This window comes from Mesorhizobium sp. C277A (assembly GCF_040324395.1).
GTDB lineage: Bacteria > Pseudomonadota > Alphaproteobacteria > Rhizobiales > Rhizobiaceae > Mesorhizobium.
This window is the reverse complement of sequence record NZ_JAMYVW010000002.1, coordinates 1,943,464-1,960,557: the sequence shown is the minus strand read 5'-3', so window position 1 is coordinate 1,960,557 and position 17,094 is coordinate 1,943,464. Positions and strand designations below refer to the sequence as shown.

15 protein-coding genes are annotated in these 17,094 nt (G+C 62.6%); 8 read left to right on the top strand and 7 right to left on the bottom strand.

The features are described 5' to 3' along the window. Nucleotides 1-291 precede the first annotated feature (291 nt). Together NKK52_RS09805 and NKK52_RS09800 are read left to right on the top strand one after the other, a co-directional pair. Nucleotides 292-477 carry a hypothetical protein gene (locus NKK52_RS09805; RefSeq protein WP_023682450.1) on the top strand — a complete coding sequence of 62 codons (186 nt, stop codon included), beginning with the start codon at nt 292-294 and terminating at the stop codon, nt 475-477. Between the two features lie 2 nt (nt 478-479). After that, nucleotides 480-680, top strand: coding sequence for a hypothetical protein (locus NKK52_RS09800; RefSeq protein WP_081731702.1), 201 nt, complete (start codon nt 480-482; stop codon nt 678-680). 592 nt (nt 681-1,272) lie between these two features. On the opposite strand, the gene NKK52_RS09795 is transcribed toward NKK52_RS09800, so the two are convergent. Both NKK52_RS09795 and NKK52_RS32230 read right to left on the bottom strand, forming a co-directional pair. Then, nucleotides 1,273-1,431 carry a hypothetical protein gene (locus NKK52_RS09795; RefSeq protein WP_023682449.1) on the bottom strand — a complete coding sequence of 53 codons (159 nt, stop codon included), beginning with the start codon at nt 1,429-1,431 and terminating at the stop codon, nt 1,273-1,275. 185 nt (nt 1,432-1,616) lie between these two features. Next, nucleotides 1,617-2,123, bottom strand: coding sequence for a DUF982 domain-containing protein (locus NKK52_RS32230; RefSeq protein ID WP_502902991.1), 507 nt, complete (start codon nt 2,121-2,123; stop codon nt 1,617-1,619). On the opposite strand from NKK52_RS32230, the gene NKK52_RS09785 reads away from it, so the two are divergent. The 5 genes from NKK52_RS09785 to NKK52_RS09765 all read left to right on the top strand — a co-directional run bounded on the left by NKK52_RS09785 (nt 2,109) and on the right by NKK52_RS09765 (nt 9,746). Then, nucleotides 2,109-3,170: a glycosyltransferase family 4 protein gene (locus NKK52_RS09785; RefSeq protein ID WP_023682447.1), complete on the top strand. Its 1,062-nt coding sequence runs from the start codon at nt 2,109-2,111 to the stop codon at nt 3,168-3,170. The two genes, NKK52_RS32230 and NKK52_RS09785, sit on opposite strands and share 15 nt — an antisense overlap. A 43-nt stretch (nt 3,171-3,213) precedes the next feature. Further along, nucleotides 3,214-5,376 (top strand): amylo-alpha-1,6-glucosidase, encoded by a 2,163-nt coding sequence (locus NKK52_RS09780; RefSeq protein WP_023682446.1) that lies wholly within the window; start codon nt 3,214-3,216, stop codon nt 5,374-5,376. 145 nt (nt 5,377-5,521) lie between these two features. Further along, entirely contained in the window at nt 5,522-7,303 is a 1,782-nt protein-coding gene (locus NKK52_RS09775; RefSeq protein WP_023682445.1) for an alpha,alpha-trehalose-phosphate synthase (UDP-forming), read from the top strand. Further along, nucleotides 7,300-8,088 carry a trehalose-phosphatase gene (otsB, locus tag NKK52_RS09770; protein WP_023672690.1) on the top strand — a complete coding sequence of 263 codons (789 nt, stop codon included), beginning with the start codon at nt 7,300-7,302 and terminating at the stop codon, nt 8,086-8,088. The genes NKK52_RS09775 and otsB overlap by 4 nt, the downstream gene beginning before the upstream one ends. Nucleotides 8,089-8,288: 200 nt before the next feature. Next, nucleotides 8,289-9,746 (top strand): NCS1 family nucleobase:cation symporter-1, encoded by a 1,458-nt coding sequence (locus tag NKK52_RS09765; RefSeq protein WP_023682443.1) that lies wholly within the window; start codon nt 8,289-8,291, stop codon nt 9,744-9,746. Between the two features lie 125 nt (nt 9,747-9,871). Here the strand turns inward: NKK52_RS09765 and NKK52_RS09760 are convergent, their stop codons facing one another. The 5 genes from NKK52_RS09760 to tpiA form a co-directional block, all read right to left on the bottom strand. Next, nucleotides 9,872-10,417, bottom strand: coding sequence for a DUF1697 domain-containing protein (locus NKK52_RS09760; protein WP_023682442.1), 546 nt, complete (start codon nt 10,415-10,417; stop codon nt 9,872-9,874). 24 nt (nt 10,418-10,441) lie between these two features. Beyond that, nucleotides 10,442-12,079, bottom strand: coding sequence for a CTP synthase (pyrG, locus tag NKK52_RS09755; RefSeq protein ID WP_084633912.1), 1,638 nt, complete (start codon nt 12,077-12,079; stop codon nt 10,442-10,444). A gap of 154 nt (nt 12,080-12,233) precedes the next feature. After that, a complete protein-coding gene (locus tag NKK52_RS09750) occupies nt 12,234-13,352 on the bottom strand; it encodes a L,D-transpeptidase (protein WP_023682440.1) in 1,119 nt (372 codons plus the stop codon). A gap of 201 nt (nt 13,353-13,553) precedes the next feature. Then, on the bottom strand, nt 13,554-14,054 hold the full coding sequence (gene secG, locus NKK52_RS09745) for a preprotein translocase subunit SecG (protein ID WP_352628807.1): 501 nt from the start codon (nt 14,052-14,054) through the stop codon (nt 13,554-13,556). Between the two features lie 196 nt (nt 14,055-14,250). Beyond that, nucleotides 14,251-15,021, bottom strand: coding sequence for a triose-phosphate isomerase (tpiA, locus tag NKK52_RS09740; RefSeq protein ID WP_023671052.1), 771 nt, complete (start codon nt 15,019-15,021; stop codon nt 14,251-14,253). Between the two features lie 147 nt (nt 15,022-15,168). Here tpiA and NKK52_RS09735 point away from each other — a divergent pair, with 147 nt between their 5' ends. Next, a complete protein-coding gene (locus NKK52_RS09735; protein WP_023684713.1) occupies nt 15,169-17,064 on the top strand; it encodes a peptidylprolyl isomerase in 1,896 nt (631 codons plus the stop codon). Nucleotides 17,065-17,094: the final 30 nt, after the last annotated feature.

Below are 17,094 nucleotides of genomic sequence, written 5' to 3'. Positions count from 1 at the left end.
TCCTGAAAGCCACTGCAGCCCGCTACGCAAGTCGCCGGAAGCTCGCAATAAACTGCGATGGCAGCCCAGTCTTAGGATTTATATTGCAGGCCCGCACCACTGGCGGGGCGACGCGGGCCCGCCCAGAGATTGCCTGTCCTCGACCAGCAACGCGGGCCGCTGCCGTTCCTTGAAATCCGCGTTGGGAGTCAGATTCCGTCGGCACCGAAAAGCACAGGTGCTGACGAAGCAGACGGAACTTCCCCCCACGATCACGGTTTGGAGTCACGATACCAACCCGAGGAGATGCAGATGTCGAGCAAAATGCCGCCCGTGCCGCCTGAGAACCAGAGCCAGAAGGGTCGAGGAGAAGGGCGACAGATCAGCCACGATGATGCCCAGCACGGCACTCACGGAGCGCCGGATCCGGAGCGCCAAGGGCAGCAAGCCAACACCAAGGTCAACACAACTCATCAGGGCCGTCAGCAGGATCGGTGATCATGTCCACATCGAAGAAACACCCGAACACGATCCGGCAGGGCGGGCCAGGCGCATCGCACGAGAACGCCAGAAAACCCCTGCAGGTCAACAAACCCCCGGCGGATGAAGACCGTCGATCCAAAAGCCGAGTTTCAGGGGGTGGCGGTGAAAAGGACAGTCATCATTCGCACAATCCAGCCAAGAAGGGCGGCAACAGTTGAACCCACGGCTTTGTGAATGATTGTGCTAAAGCGCCGCGTGTGCATGTCATTTTCTCACAACCGAGCCATTTTTGAGTGATGCATTAGCCGGGCCAGGGTAAGGATCGGCGAGTCCAGACGCCCGGAAAAAACCGGAGGCCGTGGGCCCGCACCACTGGCGGAGCGATGCGGGCCCGGCCAAGGGTTACGGCCCTCGACCAGCAGCGAGGGGCTCGCTGCCGCATCCAGAACAAGCCCCGTAATTTCAGGTTCCGCTTATATACAAAAAAGCCGGCCACCTTTCGGTAGCCGGCCAGTTCCAACAGAACAAGGGAACGTGCACTGATGGGGCAGTGCAACGCCCGAAGCGTTTCGAGGCGACGATGTTCCACGGAAATCCACGGATTCGCCGTTTCGATCTACATTGGCCGGATGGAAAGATCTTTGACGATCTCCCAAGTTCTGGGTGAGCCCAGTCCGACGTGTGGCGCCCGGTCTGCGCCTTTGCCCTCTATGCGGCCAGCAACATCATCCTTGAAGAATGCCCGCCGCGGCTGCCGCGCGCGTCAACACCGGCGTGCAATTGGTCGAGCGCGCGGCAGACCGGGGACTGTCAATGCGAGCGTCTGTCGACGTAGGTGTAGACGCCGGCCCCAATGGCGACCGCGCCGACCGTGATCACGATCGATGGCGCGCCCATCAAACTGGCAAGGACCGCCCAGATGAGGGCGATGACGATAGCGCCGAGTGTTCCCAGGATCAGTCTCGGCATTGTCTATCCCTCCACGTTCGGACCGCCCGTGGATTGGTCGTCACCCACCGGTCATGCGAAACGCCGCATGAAAGCACAGTGTGGCCCATGAGGTGAAGGGCCGCGTCGGAATACTCCGGTGCGAAAAAGATGATGCCCGCGCCGCCAAAGCCCGGGTGTTCAATAGCCAAATGGCTGGACGGCGTCTAGCGCCTCAGCGCGCGGACTTCCGCCATGCTTTCGCCGCCCATCGGCAGGGCCATGTCATCATCGAGCAGCCGGGTGATGCGGGCAAAGCCCGTGAACGCCTTCCTGGCTGCTTCGGCCGACATTCTGCCCGACAGGGCCGCGGAGCAGCAATTCACGGCGCATTGATACACAGGCCCACGCCGTCCCAATGGCCATTTCTGCAAAAAGACCATCGCTTCGGCAACGCTGTCGACTTCCTCGACGGGGTGTCCCTGCCCGCGCGCAATGCGCACGGGCGTAAAGAAATGCAAGCGGTCCATTTTGTTCTCTCCCTGGTCGGCCGCAGCGCGGACCAACCCTATTAAATTCGCGGATAGCGCGTTTGTTCCGCTTATTGCAAAAAAATCTGCGCCGGTGGGCTTGGGTTGCCGACGCCCGCTTTTGTCCGGAACGTTAGGCCGGCTGATGCATTTCGCTCTCGTGATTGCCTTGAGGGACACGTTCAAACCATGCGGATAGCCCATGTCGCCCCTTTGCACGAATCGGTGCCGCCCCTTCTCTATGGCGGCACCGAGCGCATCGTTTCCTATCTGACCGAAGGGCTGGTCAAACTCGGCCATGAGGTGACGCTGTTCGCCAGCGGCGACAGCCGGACGTCGGCCAGACTGATACCAGGACGCGAACGCGCGCTGCGCCGCGATCCGCGTCCGCTGAAATCGGACACGGCGGCGCATCTTGCGATGCTTGCCGATGTGAGGAACCGAGCCCACGACTTTGATATCATTCATTTTCATCTCAGCCATTTCCTGCATTTCTCGTTCTTCGAGACCATGCCGGACAAGACGGTGACGACGCCTCATGGCCGGCTCGATTATGTCGATCTGGCGCCAGCCTATGAGCGCTTTCCGCGCTTTCCGCTGGTCTCGATCTCACACAGCCAGAAGACCGGGCTTGCGAATGCCAATTGGCTGGCCACCATCCATCACGGGCTGCCGACGGGTCTCTATCAGCCGACCTTCGAGACGGCGGCGGGCGAACCATACCTTGCCTTTCTCGGCCGGCTTTCGCGCGACAAGCGGCCGGACCGGGCCATCGACATCGCCTTGCGGTCGGGCATGAAGCTCAAGCTGGCGGCCAAGATCGGCGACGATGATCGCGCCTATTTCCATGAGACGATCGAGCCCTTGATCGATGGCAACCGCATCGACTATGTCGGCGAGATCGCCGAGGGTGAGAAGACTGAATTCCTCGGCAATGCCGCTGGTCTCCTGTTTCCGATAGACTGGCCCGAGCCGTTCGGCCTTGCCGCGATCGAGGCGATGGCGTGCGGTACGCCAACCATCGGCTGGAACTGCGGTGCGTTGCCGGAAGTCATCGACCATGGCGTCACCGGATTTGTCGTCGATTCTCTCCATGCCGCGGTCGCCGCAGTGCCGGCCTTGCTGCAGCTCGACCGGCGAAAGGTGCGCGCCGTCTTCGAAAGTCGGTTCTCCGCCAACAGGATGGCGCGCGACTATCTCACTGCCTATGCGCGTCTCATCGGCGCCCCGGCTGAATCGAAAGCGTCGTGAACGACGGCGGACGTTCCGAGCCCGAAACAGAGATTTGTGACTGATGACCGAACTTGACGAGCGCAAGCTCGACCCTGCCGTGGCCCTTGCCTCCCTGGACGAAACCGCGCCGCGCGAGCCGCACCGGCTGTTTGCCCTAAAGCAAGGCGACTGTTTTGCCGTGGCCGATGCCTACGGCGATATCAGGGGCGCGGGCGACGGTTTCTTCCGTGACGACACCCGGGTGCTGTCGGAGTTCAGGCTCACCGTCGGCGGCCGGCAGACATCGCTGCTCGGCGCCTCGCTCAGCCAGGACAATGTGCTGTTCACCAGCAATATGACCAATTTGCCGATGCAAAGCGTCGGTGGCCGCGACATCCCGCAGGGCGCCATCCATATCGAGCGCGTCAGGCTGTTGTGGCAGGACCGGCTGTTCGAGCGCATCACCCTTTCCAACTACAGCCAGGAGCATTCGGCAATCCGCGTCTCGCTGCATTTTGCCGCCGATTTCCGGGACATGTTCGAGGTCCGCGGTTCGACCCGGCCGAAGCGCGGAATGGCGCATGCAGCGGAGATCGAGCCTGCCTCGGTGCTGCTGCGCTATGACGGACTGGACGGGCTGGCGCGGGTGTCTGCGATCTCGTTCTCGCAGCCGCCGGACCAGCTGAGCGCCGAGCGCGCGGATTTCCTCATCGCAGTGACCAAGCGCAGCAGCAAGATGCTTTACGTCGAGGTCGGCGCGGAACTGACCGAAACGCCCGACCGCGACCGCTTCCGGGCGGCCGCGGCGCGCGCCCGTTTCGGCATGCGGGCCAAGCGCCGCCATGGCGCGACGGTGCACAGTTCGGGCCGCGTCTTCAACGATTGGGTCGAACGCGCTCGCGCCGATGTCGCCTTGCTGACCACCGAGCTGTCGACCGGCCCTTACCCCTATGCCGGCATCCCCTGGTTTTCGACGGCCTTCGGCCGTGACGGCGTCATCTCGGCGCTGCAGATGCTATGGCTCAACCCCGGCCTGGCGCGCGGCGTGCTTGCCTTCCTCGCCCAGCACCAGGCGACCGAGACATCGCCTTTCAGCGACTCGCAGCCCGGCAAGATCATGCACGAGACACGCAAGGGCGAGATGGTGGCGCTGCAGGAGCTACCCTTCGGCCGCTACTATGGCGGCGTCGATACCACGCCGCTCTACATCCACCTCGCTTGCGCCTATGCCGAGCGCACCGGCGACATGGACTTCATCGCCAGCCTGTGGCCGTCTCTCTGCGCCGCCGCCAAGTGGACGGAAGAGGCGAGCCGCGCAACCGGCTTCGTCACCTATCAGCGCGCTGCCGAATCCGGCCTTGCGAACCAGGGCTGGAAGGACAGCTTCGACTCGGTCTTCCACGCCGACGGCCGCATTCCCAAGGGGCCGATCGCGCTGGTCGAAGTGCAGGGTTATGTCTTCGCCGCCTTCAGGGGCCTTGCCGCTCTCGCCCGCCGCCGGGGCGAGTTCGCGCAGGCCGAGCACTGGGAAAATCGCGCCGAAGAGATGCGGATCGCCGTCGAGCGTGATTTCTGGCTGGACGATCTCGGCTTCTATGCGCTGGCGATCGACGGCGCCGGAGAGCCGTGCAAGGTGCGCACGTCGAATGCCGGACACCTGCTCTATGTCGGCCTGCCCGAACCGGCGCGGGCTAAGATGGTCGCCGACCAGTTGCTTTCGGCTTCCTTCCACTCCGGCTGGGGGGTGCGAACGCTTTCCGACGATGCTGTGCTGTTCAACCCGATGTCGTACCACAATGGTTCCATCTGGCCGCATGACACGGCGATGTGCGGCGCCGGCCTGGCGCGGTTCGGCGAGCGTGACAGCGTGGTGCGGCTGATGAGCGGCACGTTCGAATCCGCCGTGCATTTCAACATGCGGCTGCCGGAACTGTTCTGCGGCTTTACCCGCTCGCCGGGTGAAGCACCGATCGCCTACCCCGTCGCCTGCCTGCCGCAAGCCTGGTCGGCAGGCTCGGCCTTCATGCTGATGCAGGCGTGCCTCGGTCTGGAAATCGACGGCTGGAACGGCGAAATCCACGTCACTCGACCCCGTTTGCCGATCGGCATCGATACGCTGACGCTCAGGCATCTGGGTGTCGCCGAAAAGAGGGTCGATCTTACCTTTCAGCGCGTCGGCGACCGCGTCGTCGCCTTTCTCGCCGACCGCCATGAGGGGCTGGTTCCGCTGATCGTGCGGACATGATCGGAACGGCTTTCAACGGGAACCGATCCCAGGGTTTGTGCGTTGCAAAAAACACAGGTTCTCACGGGCGATCGTCGGCTGCGAACACTCAAAATCGAACCATGAAGAAAAAGGCCCTGACGGCCAAAATTGAGTTGGAATTGGAATGACTGATTATGGCATGGCCCTGCTCTGGGTCTTGATCCTTGCAAGCCTTGGCCTTTCGATTCTAGCCGTTCTGTTATCGATCTCCAGGCAACGTCGTAGCCATAGCTTGACGGTTGCACCGACTGCCGGCGAGGACGTCGCATCGGAAGCGACGCGCAAGGTCTTGCGGGAGTTCGAGAAGAACGGACAATCTCCCGACGCGGCGCTGGTGAACTGGTCGCCCGACACCTTGCGCAAGATACTTGCCGACGACCTGCCGGACGCGCAGGTCATCGTCGTCTCGAACCGGGAACCCTATATCCACAACATCAAGGACGACGGCGTCGAGCTTCTGGTGCCGGCCAGCGGCCTGGTGTCGGCGCTTGAGCCTATCACCCGCGCCTGCAGCGGCACCTGGATCGCCTATGGCGGCGGAACGGCGGATCGTCTGACGGTCGATAGCAACGATCGGGTTCAGGTGCCGCCGGACAATCCGTCCTATACGCTGCGCCGCGTGTGGCTGAGCGACGACGAATATCAGGGCTACTATCTCGGCTTTGCCAATGAAGGGCTTTGGCCGCTCTGCCATATCGCCTTCACCCGGCCGGTCTTCCGTGCCTCGGACTGGGAGGCCTATGAGGCCGTCAACCGCAAATTCGCCGATATGGTGGTTGCCGAGGCGCGCAATGAGCGGCCGATCGTGCTGGTTCAGGATTACCATTTCGCGCTCCTGCCGCGCATGATCCGCGAGCGCCTGCCGGAGGCGATCATCATCACCTTCTGGCACATCCCGTGGCCGAACTCCGAAGTGTTCAGCATCTGCCCATGGCGCGAACGCGTTCTTGATGGACTGCTCGGGAGCTCGATCATCGGCTTTCACACCCAGTTTCATGCCAATAATTTCACTGAAAGCGTAGACCGGTTCCTGGAAAGCCGCATCGAGCGCGCCGACGCCGCGATCTCGTATGGCGGGCGGACGACCCTGGTGCACGCCTATCCCATCTCCATCGAATGGCCGGCCGAACTCCTGGCCAAACTGCCGCCGGTCGAGGAAAGCCGCGCCCGCCTGCGTGAGCGGTTCGGCCTGTCGGCGGACGTCAAGCTGTGCGTCGGCGTCGAGCGCCTGGACTACACCAAGGGCATCCTCGACCGCTTCCATGCGCTGGACGAATTGTTTACGCGCCACCCCGAGTGGATCGGCAAGGTAGTGTTCCTGCAGATTGCTGCCCCAAGCCGCGGCACGCTGCCGGCGTACCAGCAATTGCACGATGAATGCCTGCGTTATGCCAACGAGCTCAACCAGCGCTACGGTCATGACGGCTACAAGCCCGTGGTCATGGTGGCTGAGCACCATTCGCAGCAACAGGTCTATGAGATCTATCGCGCCGCCGACATCTGCATGGTCACCAGCCTGCATGACGGCATGAACCTCGTAGCCAAGGAATTCGTCGCCGCGCGTGACGACGAACAGGGCGTGCTGTTGCTCAGCACGTTTGCCGGCGCGTCGCGCGAACTGCTGGAAGCACTGATCGTCAATCCTTACGACGCGGCGATGATGAGCCAGGTGCTGCTGCAGGCGCTGACCATGTCACCGGACGAACAACGCGAGCGCATGCGCCCGATGCGCGAAATAGTGCGCGACAACAATGTCTTTCGCTGGGCCGGCAGCATGCTGCTCGATGCGGCGCGCCTGCGCAAACGCGGCGACCTCGAAAGAGCGACAAGTGTCGCCGAGCGGCCCGCAAACACCGACACCAACATCGTCTCGCTGTTCGACCGCATGCGGAAGGTGGCGTCATGAATAGCCTGTCAAAAGCACCGGGCCTGCCAACCGCACCCGACCTGCCGGAAGGACAATGGGCGCTTTTCCTCGATATCGACGGCACGTTGCTGGAGCACGCGGCGCACCCCGACGCCGTGTCCGTAAGCGACGAACTGCGCAACCTCCTCGGCGTCGTCGATGAACGGCTGGACGGCGCTGTCGCCTTTATCACCGGCCGCTCGGTCGAAGGCGCCGACCGCCTGTTTCATCCGTTGAAGCTGCGTGTTGCCGGTCTCTATGGGCTGGAACACCGGCTGACGCCGGACGGCCCGGTCGTTACCGCCGATGCTCCCGCCGATATCGCTGCCCTTGCCGACGCCATCGAGGCCGAACTGGATGACGGCCTTGTTCATATCGAGCGCAAGGGTCCGATCCTCGCCATCCATACGCGTGCGGCGCCGCATCTGCTGGCCAGGGCAACGCATCTTGCCGAACAGGCATTGACCGAGCTTCCCAAGGGCTATCGGGTTATCCCGGGCAACGCCGGCGTCGAACTCATGCCGCTCGAAGCAGCCAAGGGCGCTGCCGTGCGGCGTTTCATGGCAATCCCGCCCTTTGCCGGACGGCGGCCGGTCTTTCTCGGCGACGACACCGCCGACGAAAACGGTTTCGAGGCGATCAACGAGGCCGGCGGCATCTCGATCCGGGTCAAGCCGCGTGGGCCGACCGTGGCCCAATACAGGCTCGATGATGTCACCTGCGCGATAGCTTGGCTTGCCGCCAATTTCGACGCATCACCGGCCCTCAACCGCAAAGCGTCCTGATCGCTGCCGTCTGCGGGTCGAATCAAGATCGCCGCGATTGCGCCGACCTTCGCCAAAAGCCGATCGATAAGCGCTGTTCTCATTGAATATCTTTAAGGCCAAAGCCGGCAAATGGATTGCTTGCCGGTTCCCCTGCGTCAGGCATAACCTGCGCAGTCGACGCGTGAGGGCGCGTGCGGCATCAAGGGGAGGACATCGCAATGACCATACAAGGCGCATCACCCGATCTATACAATGAGGATTTGGCTCCGGCCAAAGTCCGAAACTGGGGGCCGTTCTCGATCTTCAACGTCTGGACGTCGGACGTCCACAGCCTCTGGGGCTACTATCTCGCCGCAAGCCTGTTCCTGTTTTGCGGCGGCTTCGTCAATTTCGCCATCGCCATCGGCATCGGTTCGCTGATCATCTACGCGCTGATGAACATGGTCGGCTATGCCGGCGTGAAGACCGGCGTGCCCTACCCCGTGCTGGCGCGCGCGTCCTTCGGCATCTGGGGCGCCAACATTCCGGCCCTGGTGCGCGCCATCGTCGCCTGCTTCTGGTACGGCGCGCAGACGGCAGCGGCATCGGGCGCGATCGTGGCGTTGCTGATCCGCTCGCAATGGTTCGCTGATTTCAACGCCAACACGCATTTCCTCGGCCACACGGGTCTGGAAGTGATCTGTTTTGTGGTCATCTGGGCACTGCAATTGCTGATCATCCAGAACGGCATGGAAACGGTGCGCCGCTTCCAGGATTGGGCTGGACCGGCGGTGTGGGTGATGATGTTGATCCTGGCGATCTATCTCTGTGTAAAATCCGGGAGATTTGCCTTCACCAGCGACATCCCGATGGATGTGCTGCTCGACAAGACAAAGGATGCCGGCGTACCCGGAACCCCTGGCTCCTGGACGTCGCTGTTTGCGGTGGCGGCGATCTGGGTCACCTATTTCTCGGCGCTCTATCTCAATTTCTGCGATTTCGCCCGCTATGCCCCAGACAAGGCATCGCTGCGCAAGGGCAACATCTGGGGCCTGCCGATCAATCTCATCCTGTTCTCGCTGGTCGCCGGCGTGACCACCATCGCTGCCTTCGACGTGTATGGCGAAGTGCTTCTGCATCCCGACCAGATCTCGGCGAAATTCGACAGCTGGTTCCTGGCAGCGCTTGCAGCCCTGACTTTTGCCGTGGCGACGCTCGGCATCAATGTGGTGGCAAACTTCGTCTCGCCGGCCTTCGACTTCTCCAATGTCTTTCCCCGGCAGATCGACTTCAAGAAGGGCGGCTATATCGCAGCTGTGATCGCGCTGGTGCTCTATCCCTTCGCGCCGTGGGAAGGCAGTGCCGCATCTTTCGTCAACGTCATCGGCGCGACGATGGGGCCGATCTTCGGGGTGATGATGGTCGACTACTATCTGATCCGGAAGGGCGAGGTCGACGTCGAGGCACTGTACCGCGAAGATGGCGAGTTCCGCTTCCAGGGCGGCTGGCACGTCAACGCCTTCATAGCAGCCGGCATCGGCGCCATCTTCTCCTCGGTCCTGCCGAACTTCACCAACTTGCTGCCGGCATGGTGGGGCGTTTATGGCTGGTTTTTCGGCGTCGGCATTGCAGGGGTCATCTACTACGTCCTTCGCACCGCCGCCCTTGGCGCAGGGGCCAGGACGGCGAAGGCGTGAAATGAGAGATAGGGAGTAGTCAGTAGTCGGTAGTCAGTAGTCAGTAGTCAGTAGGGAATAGTATAACCCCTACTGACTACTGACTACTCCCTACTCCCTACTCCCTACTCCCTACTCCCTACTCCCTACTCCCTACTCCCTACCATCTCAGCCAACCTCCGCACCGTGTTCCAGTTGCGTGCGGTGCCGATGCCCATGCGCTTGTGGTTCATGGCAGCGAGCAGCCGCGAGCTTGGCCGCTCGCGCGAAAAGACGACCCAGATGTCACCGTCGACCGAAGCCACCTTCTCGTCCTCCGCGGCATAGGCCTGGAGCGCGGCCACACCATCCGCTGGCGCTGGCTTGCGCATCACCCGCACAGCCACCTGATCGCCTGCCTCGGCAGAGTCGGCCGGGAATGGGTTGTCGGCGGCAAGTTTCAGCCAATCCTCGGCAGTGCGCACGATGATGACGACATTGCGGCCGAAGGTTTTTTCGAAGGCCGTTTCCAACTGCTGTTCCAGCTTGGCGATGCCAGTCGCCCGTGTCTCGAAGACCAGATTGCCGGTCGCCACCAGGGTGCGCGGGTTCTTCAGCCCAAGCTGTTCAGCCATCGCCTTGAGGTCGGCCATGACGACCCGGCGGCCTTCGCCGAGGATAATGCTGTAGAGCAGCGCAACATAGGTCTGCATCAGCTGCGAAACCTCACCGTGGCCCTAGACCAGCCGCGACTGGTCCACCGCGGCCGAGATGAAGCTGGCGAACAGCGGATGCGGCTCAAGCGGCCGGCTCTTCAGCTCCGGATGATACTGGACGCCGATAAACCAGGGATGGTCGGGGTATTCGACCGTTTCCGGCAGCACGCCGTCAGGCGACATGCCGGCAAACACCAGGCCGCAATCCTCGAGCCGCTCCTTGTAGTCGATATTGACCTCGAAGCGGTGGCGATGGCGCTCGGAAATCTGGGTGTCGCCATAGATGTCGGCGATCTTCGAACCCTTGGCGAGTTCAGCCTGATAGGCGCCAAGCCGCATGGTGCCGCCGAGATCGCCCGTTTCGCGGCGCTTCTCCAGCATGTTGCCTTTCAGCCATTCGGTCATCAGGCCGACGACCGGCTCGTCGGTCGGACCGAATTCGGTCGACGAGGCGTGTTCGACGCCGGCCAGCGAGCGCGCCGCCTCGATGCAGGCCATCTGCATGCCGAAGCAGATGCCGAAATACGGCACCTTGCGCTCGCGGGCGAATTTCGCCGCCAGGATCTTGCCTTCCGAGCCGCGCTCGCCGAAGCCGCCGGGCACCAGGATGCCGTGCACCTTTTCCAGCCACGGCGTGGGGTCTTCCTTCTCGAAAATCTCGCTCTCGATCCAGTCGAGCTTGACCTTGACGCGGTTGGCCATGCCGCCATGCGACAAAGCCTCGATCAGCGATTTGTAGGCATCCTTGAGGCCGGTGTATTTGCCGACAATGGCAATCGTCACCTCGCCTTCCGGATTGTGGATGCGGTTGGACACGGCCTGCCAGGGCTCCATACGTGGCTTCGGCGCCGGATCGATACCGAAGGCGGCCAGCACTTCCGAATCGAGCCCTTCCTTGTGGTAAGCCATCGGCACGTCATAGATGTGGGGCACGTCGAGCGCCTGGATGACGGCACTTTCGCGCACATTGCAGAACAGCGACAGTTTTCTGCGCTCTTCCTTGGGGATGGCGCGGTCGGCGCGGACCAGCAGGATATCGGGCGCGATGCCGATGCCGCGCAGTTCCTTGACCGAATGCTGGGTCGGCTTGGTCTTCAACTCGCCGGCCGTCGGGATGTAAGGCATCAAGGTCAGGTGGACATAGACGGCGTTGTTGCGCGGCAGATCGTTGCCGAGCTGGCGGATAGCCTCGAGAAACGGCATCGCCTCGATATCGCCAACCGTACCGCCGATCTCGCACAGCACGAAATCATAGTCGTCATTGCCGTCGAGCACGAAATTCTTGATCTCATCGGTGACATGCGGAATGACCTGCACGGTGGCGCCGAGATAGTCGCCGCGCCGTTCGCGCTCGATGATGTTCTTGTAGATGCGGCCGGTGGTGATGTTGTCTTGCTGGTTGGCCGAGCGGCCGGTGAAGCGCTCGTAATGGCCAAGATCGAGATCGGTCTCGGCGCCGTCATCGGTGACGAAAACCTCGCCATGCTGGTAAGGCGACATCGTTCCGGGATCGACATTGAGATAGGGATCGAGCTTTTTGATGCGTGCGCGATAGCCTCGCGCCTGCAAGAGAGCCCCAAGGGCCGCTGCAGCGATGCCTTTTCCAAGTGAGGAAACCACGCCGCCTGTGATGAATACATATCGCGCCATGGGAGTCATCGCTTAACGCGGCCGAATTGATTCCGCCAGAGAAAAAACCGCCGCTGAGGCTTTTTCCAGAGAAGGCGCGATAGTCCCGAGGTTCGAGACTGGTGTTTTGGTCAAAACAAAAGGGCCGGCAAAAGCCGGCCCTTTCGGCAGGTTTGTGAAAGCGTCAGATGATGACGACCTTGGTGCCGACCCTGACGCGGCTGTAGAGGTCCATGACGTGCTCGTTGATCATGCGGAAGCAGCCATTGGAAGCGCTGGTTCCGATCGACTGCGGCGCGATGGTGCCGTGGATGCGCAGATGCGTGTCCTTCTTGCCGTCGTAGAGATAGATGGCGCGGGCGCCGAGCGGGTTCTGGCCGCCGCCGGGCATGCCGTCCTTGTACTGGCCATAATGCTTGGGTTCGCGCTTCTGCATGTCGAGCGTCGGGATCCAGCGCGGCCATTCCTGCTTGTCGCCAACGGCAACCTTGCCCTTGAACTGCAGGCCTTCGCGGCCGACCGCGATCGCATAGCGGCGGGCGGTGAAAGCCGATTCGACGAGGTAGAGGCGGCGCGCGCTGGTATCGATGACGATCGTACCCGGCTCATAGCCGCTGAATTCGACGTCCTGCGGCACGAATTCCGGCTTCACCTTGAACTGCTTCTTGGCTTGCCGCTTGGCGAGAGCCTGGTCGAGCGCGCGCGTTTCGGGGAGATAGGCAATCGACGAGGCAGAGGACGTGCCGCCGAACAGGCCGGCGAACAGTCCGCCGCTCGTCGGCTTGTGGCCCGGGGCCTCGCTGCGCAATTCGCCATTGTTGCCGGTCAGCGCGATATTCATCGCTTCGGCCGGAAGCGGTTCAGCCGATTCGATCGGCTCGATCGGCGCGATCGGGTCAACCGGAGCGATGATCTTGGTGGTCTTCTTGCCTGGCTTGGCGTCGGCAACCACGACCGGCTTGCCCTTGCTTGCCAGGAACGCCTGGCGCTGGGCATCGGCCCTGGCTTTCGCCGCATCGCGCATCGCCAGCTTGCGGGCCTCGAGCGCCTTGACGCGGGCGAGATCCCTGTCGGCGGCGATCTTGTCTTCGAGCTTGCTGATCTGAGCCAGATCATCCGGGCTCGGGTTTTTCTTCTTCTTGAGAAGCTTCAGCTGCGTCGCATCGCTCTTGGCGGCGACGTTGATGACAGCGGTTTTGCCAACCGCCTGCGGTGAGGTCATTGCCGGAGTGCCGGCGAAGACCGCGGAGCTCATGCCGAATACGGCACAAAACCCCATGAAAATGAAGCTGCGAAGCTGCATGGCGAAGATCCGATCGTTCAATGCTTGTTGCCCACGGCGTCGCCCGGCGCCCCCCAAGGGCGCAGAAAGTGCCGCCGGCAATCTATAATCGAAGTGGCGTACGGGCCTCAAGCACGGGGTGCGGTCGAATCTTCGTGATCGTGTGCCATTTGCCGCGACTGTGTTGAAACAACAACAGATCGCGGCATCTGACGCTACCGACTACTGGTTCGGAACCTGCGGCGTGACCGGCAAGGTAACGCCATTGGTAGCCGGCGGCGCAGCCGAATCGGTTGCAGGTGGCGCCGCCGGAGATGGAGCCGTCGCCGGGGCTGTGGTGGCGGGAGCCGTCGCGGGCGGCGTCGTGGCGGCGCCGTTGGCCGCGGGCGCGGCCGGTGCGGTGTTGCCCGAAGGCGGCGTCGGCGCCGTCGTGCCGGGCAACTGATTGAGCACGCCGTTGCCGCTGTCGGCCGGCACGCGGTCGAGAATGTCGATCGGTTTTTCGCCATAGCGGGCAACGATCGAGAGTGTTAGCGACGTCACGAAGAAGGCCGCGGCCAGGATCGCCGTCGCCCGCGTCAGCGCATTGGCGGCGCCACGCGCGGTCATGAAACCGGAACCGCCGCCAATGCCGAGACCACCGCCTTCGGAGCGTTGCAGCAGTACCACGCCGACAAGGGCGAGCACGACCATGAGGTGGATGACGATCAGTACGGTTTCCATATTTTATCCTGGCAAGCCCTGCCGCTCCCTGGCGATCAGGGCCGGTGATTTGGAGGCGGCTCCATACAATGCTTTAACGGCATTTCCAAGCCCGTGGCCGGAATATGGGAAGCAATGCGCCCTTTGCAACGATTTCCGCCGAACTGCTGCGTTCATAAGTCGATGACGGAACTGGTCGGCAACGAAATTCCGGGGCCTACGCGATATTCTGGTAGGCCTCGGCGATGGCGAGAAAGTCGGACGCCTTCAAGCTGGCGCCGCCAACCAGCGCGCCGTCGACGTTTTTGACGCCCAGCAGTTCGACCGCGTTGGACGCCTTGACCGAGCCGCCATAGAGGATGCGCATCTTGCCGGCCACGGCTGCGCCGAGCGCTTCCGCCAGTTTTTGGCGGATATGCGCGTGCGCCTCCGCCACGTCTTCGGCGGTCGGCGTCAGGCCGGTGCCGATAGCCCATACCGGCTCGTAGGCGATAACGGTGTTGGCGGGCGTTGCGCTCGGTGGCACCGAGCCGGCGACCTGGCGCGACAACACGTCGAGTGCTGTGCCCGCTTCGCGCTCGGCCTTGGTCTCGCCGATGCAGATGATGGCGACGAGCCCTGCCCGCCACGCCGCCGAGGCCTTGGCGAGGACGATGGCATCGTCCTCGCTGCGCTGTTCGCGGCACTCGGAATGGCCGACAATGACGTGGCTGGCGCCCGCATCCTTCAGCATCTCGGCTGAGACACAGCCGGTGAAGGCGCCGCTTTCCTTGATGTGGCAGTCCTCGCCACCGGCCCGCACCGGCGTGCGCGACAGGATTTCGACGGCGCGCGACAGCAAGGTCGCCGGCACGCAGACCAATGCTTCGGTCTCTGCGTCGAGCCCGCTCATGAAGCCGTTGCCGATCATCCTGAGCTCGTTCAGCGAAGCGCTGGTGCCGTTCATTTTCCAGTTGCCGGCAACGAGCGGTCGAATTCCTGGCGTCATGGGGATCTGGTTCTCCGGGCGACATTGGGGTCTCGCCCTCCCTATCAAAATCAGGCCACAAAGCAATCGACAGTGAGCCGGAAGGGCGCTATTGCGCTTGTTTCAGACTCGGGCGCACGCAAAACTGCGCAAAAATCGGAAGTAACAATGCTTGGTATATTGAGAAGCGCGGCAGGGACCTGGGTCGCGAAAGCCCTGCTGTCGCTGCTGGTGTTGAGTTTCCTTGCCTGGGGCGTCACCACGCGGATGACGGGCGGCTTCCTGGCCGGCCATCATGCGGTGATCACCGCCGGCAGCACCACCGTGTCGATCACCGAATACCGCCTCGCCTACGATCGCCAGATCGCCATGCTGCAGCAGCAGATCGGCCAGCGTATCAGCCGCGACCAGGCCAAGGCCTATGGCATCGACAACCAGGTGCTGGCTCAGTTGGTGTCCGGCGCCGTCCTCGACGAACAGGCGCGCAAGCTCGGGCTTGGCTTCTCCAAGGACAGGCTGGCCGAACTGACGCGGCAGGAACCCGCCTTCCAGGGCCCGAATGGCCAGTTCGACCGCCGGCTGTTCGAATCCCGCCTGCGCGAACTGGGAATGCGGCCGGAGGATTATCTGAAGAACCGGGCTCAGGTGGCGGTGCGCCAGCAGATCGTCGAAGCGGTTTCGGACGGCCTCAAGGCTCCAGACACCTTCTTCAAGGCAGTTGCGCTCTATCGCGGCGAAGACCGCACCATCGACTATCTGATCTTGCCAAAGGCGTTGGTGGAGCCCATCGAGGCGCCATCCGACAGCGTGCTTCAGGCTTATTTCGAGGCCAACAAGAAAACCTACGCGGCGCCAGAATACCGCAAATTCTCCTATGTCCGGCTCGAGCCCGAAGACATCATGGATGTCAGCGCCGTAACGGACCAGCAGGTCAGCGACGACTACAACAAGAACAAGGGCCGCTACACCACGCCGGAAATGCGCACCATCGAACAGCTGGTGTTTCCTTCCGCGGACGCCGCCAAGGCGGCATCCGATTCGCTGAAGACGGGCGCCACTTTCGACAAGATCGTCACCGCGCAGGGCAAGACCCCGGCCGACACGCTGCTCGGCACGCTCTCCAAGGATAAGATCACCGACAAGGCGGTCGCCGATGCCGCATTCGCGCTTGCCGTCAACGAAGTCAGCCCGGTCGTCCAGGGCGCGTTCGGTCCGGTGTTTTTGCGCGTTACCGAGATCAAACCGGAAACGGTGAAGCCGCTGGCGGAAGTGTCAGACCAGATCCGCAAGGATCTGGCGCTTGGCGAAGCAAGCCGCATCCTGCTCGACGTGCACGACAATTACGAAGACACCCGCGCCGCCGGCAGCACGCTGGCCGAAGCCGCCGCCAAACTCAAGCTCAAGGACGTTACCGTCGAGGCCATAGACCGCACCGGCCTCAAGCCGGACGGCACCATCATCAAGGACCTGCCGGCATCGCCGGACCTCATCAAGGCGGTGTTCGAGGCCGAGCCCAACACCGAGAATCAAGCCCTGACCACGCCTAACAACGGCTTCGTGTTCTATGAACTGACATCGATCACGCCGGCTCGCGACCGCACGCTGGACGAAGTCCGCCAGCGCGTGGTGGCGGACTGGACGACAGAGGAAACGACCAAGCGGCTGACCGCGAAAGCAGACGAACTCGACAAGCGCCTCAAGGCTGGCACCACACTCGACGTCATCGCCGGCGAACTGAAGCTTGAAAAGCAGACCAAGCGCGGCGTGAAGCGCGAGGCCGACGATGTCGATTTCGGCAAGGAGGGTGCTGCTGCGATGTTCGGCGTCGGCGAAGGCGGCACCGGGCTGATCCCCTCGCCCACCGGCGACGGCCAGATCCTGTTCAAGGTCGCCGAAGTGTTCGAGCCGGCCGGAGCCGACGCCAGCTCGGTACCCGACGATGCGCAAAAATCCTTCACGCAAGGCATGTCCGACGATCTGCTCGACCAGTTGGTGGCGCAGTTGCAGACGCAGTACGCCGTCAGCGTCGACCAGGCCGCCGTTGCCCAAGCCCTCGCCCAATGAATGGCCTTAGCCCAATGAACGTCTTGGCCC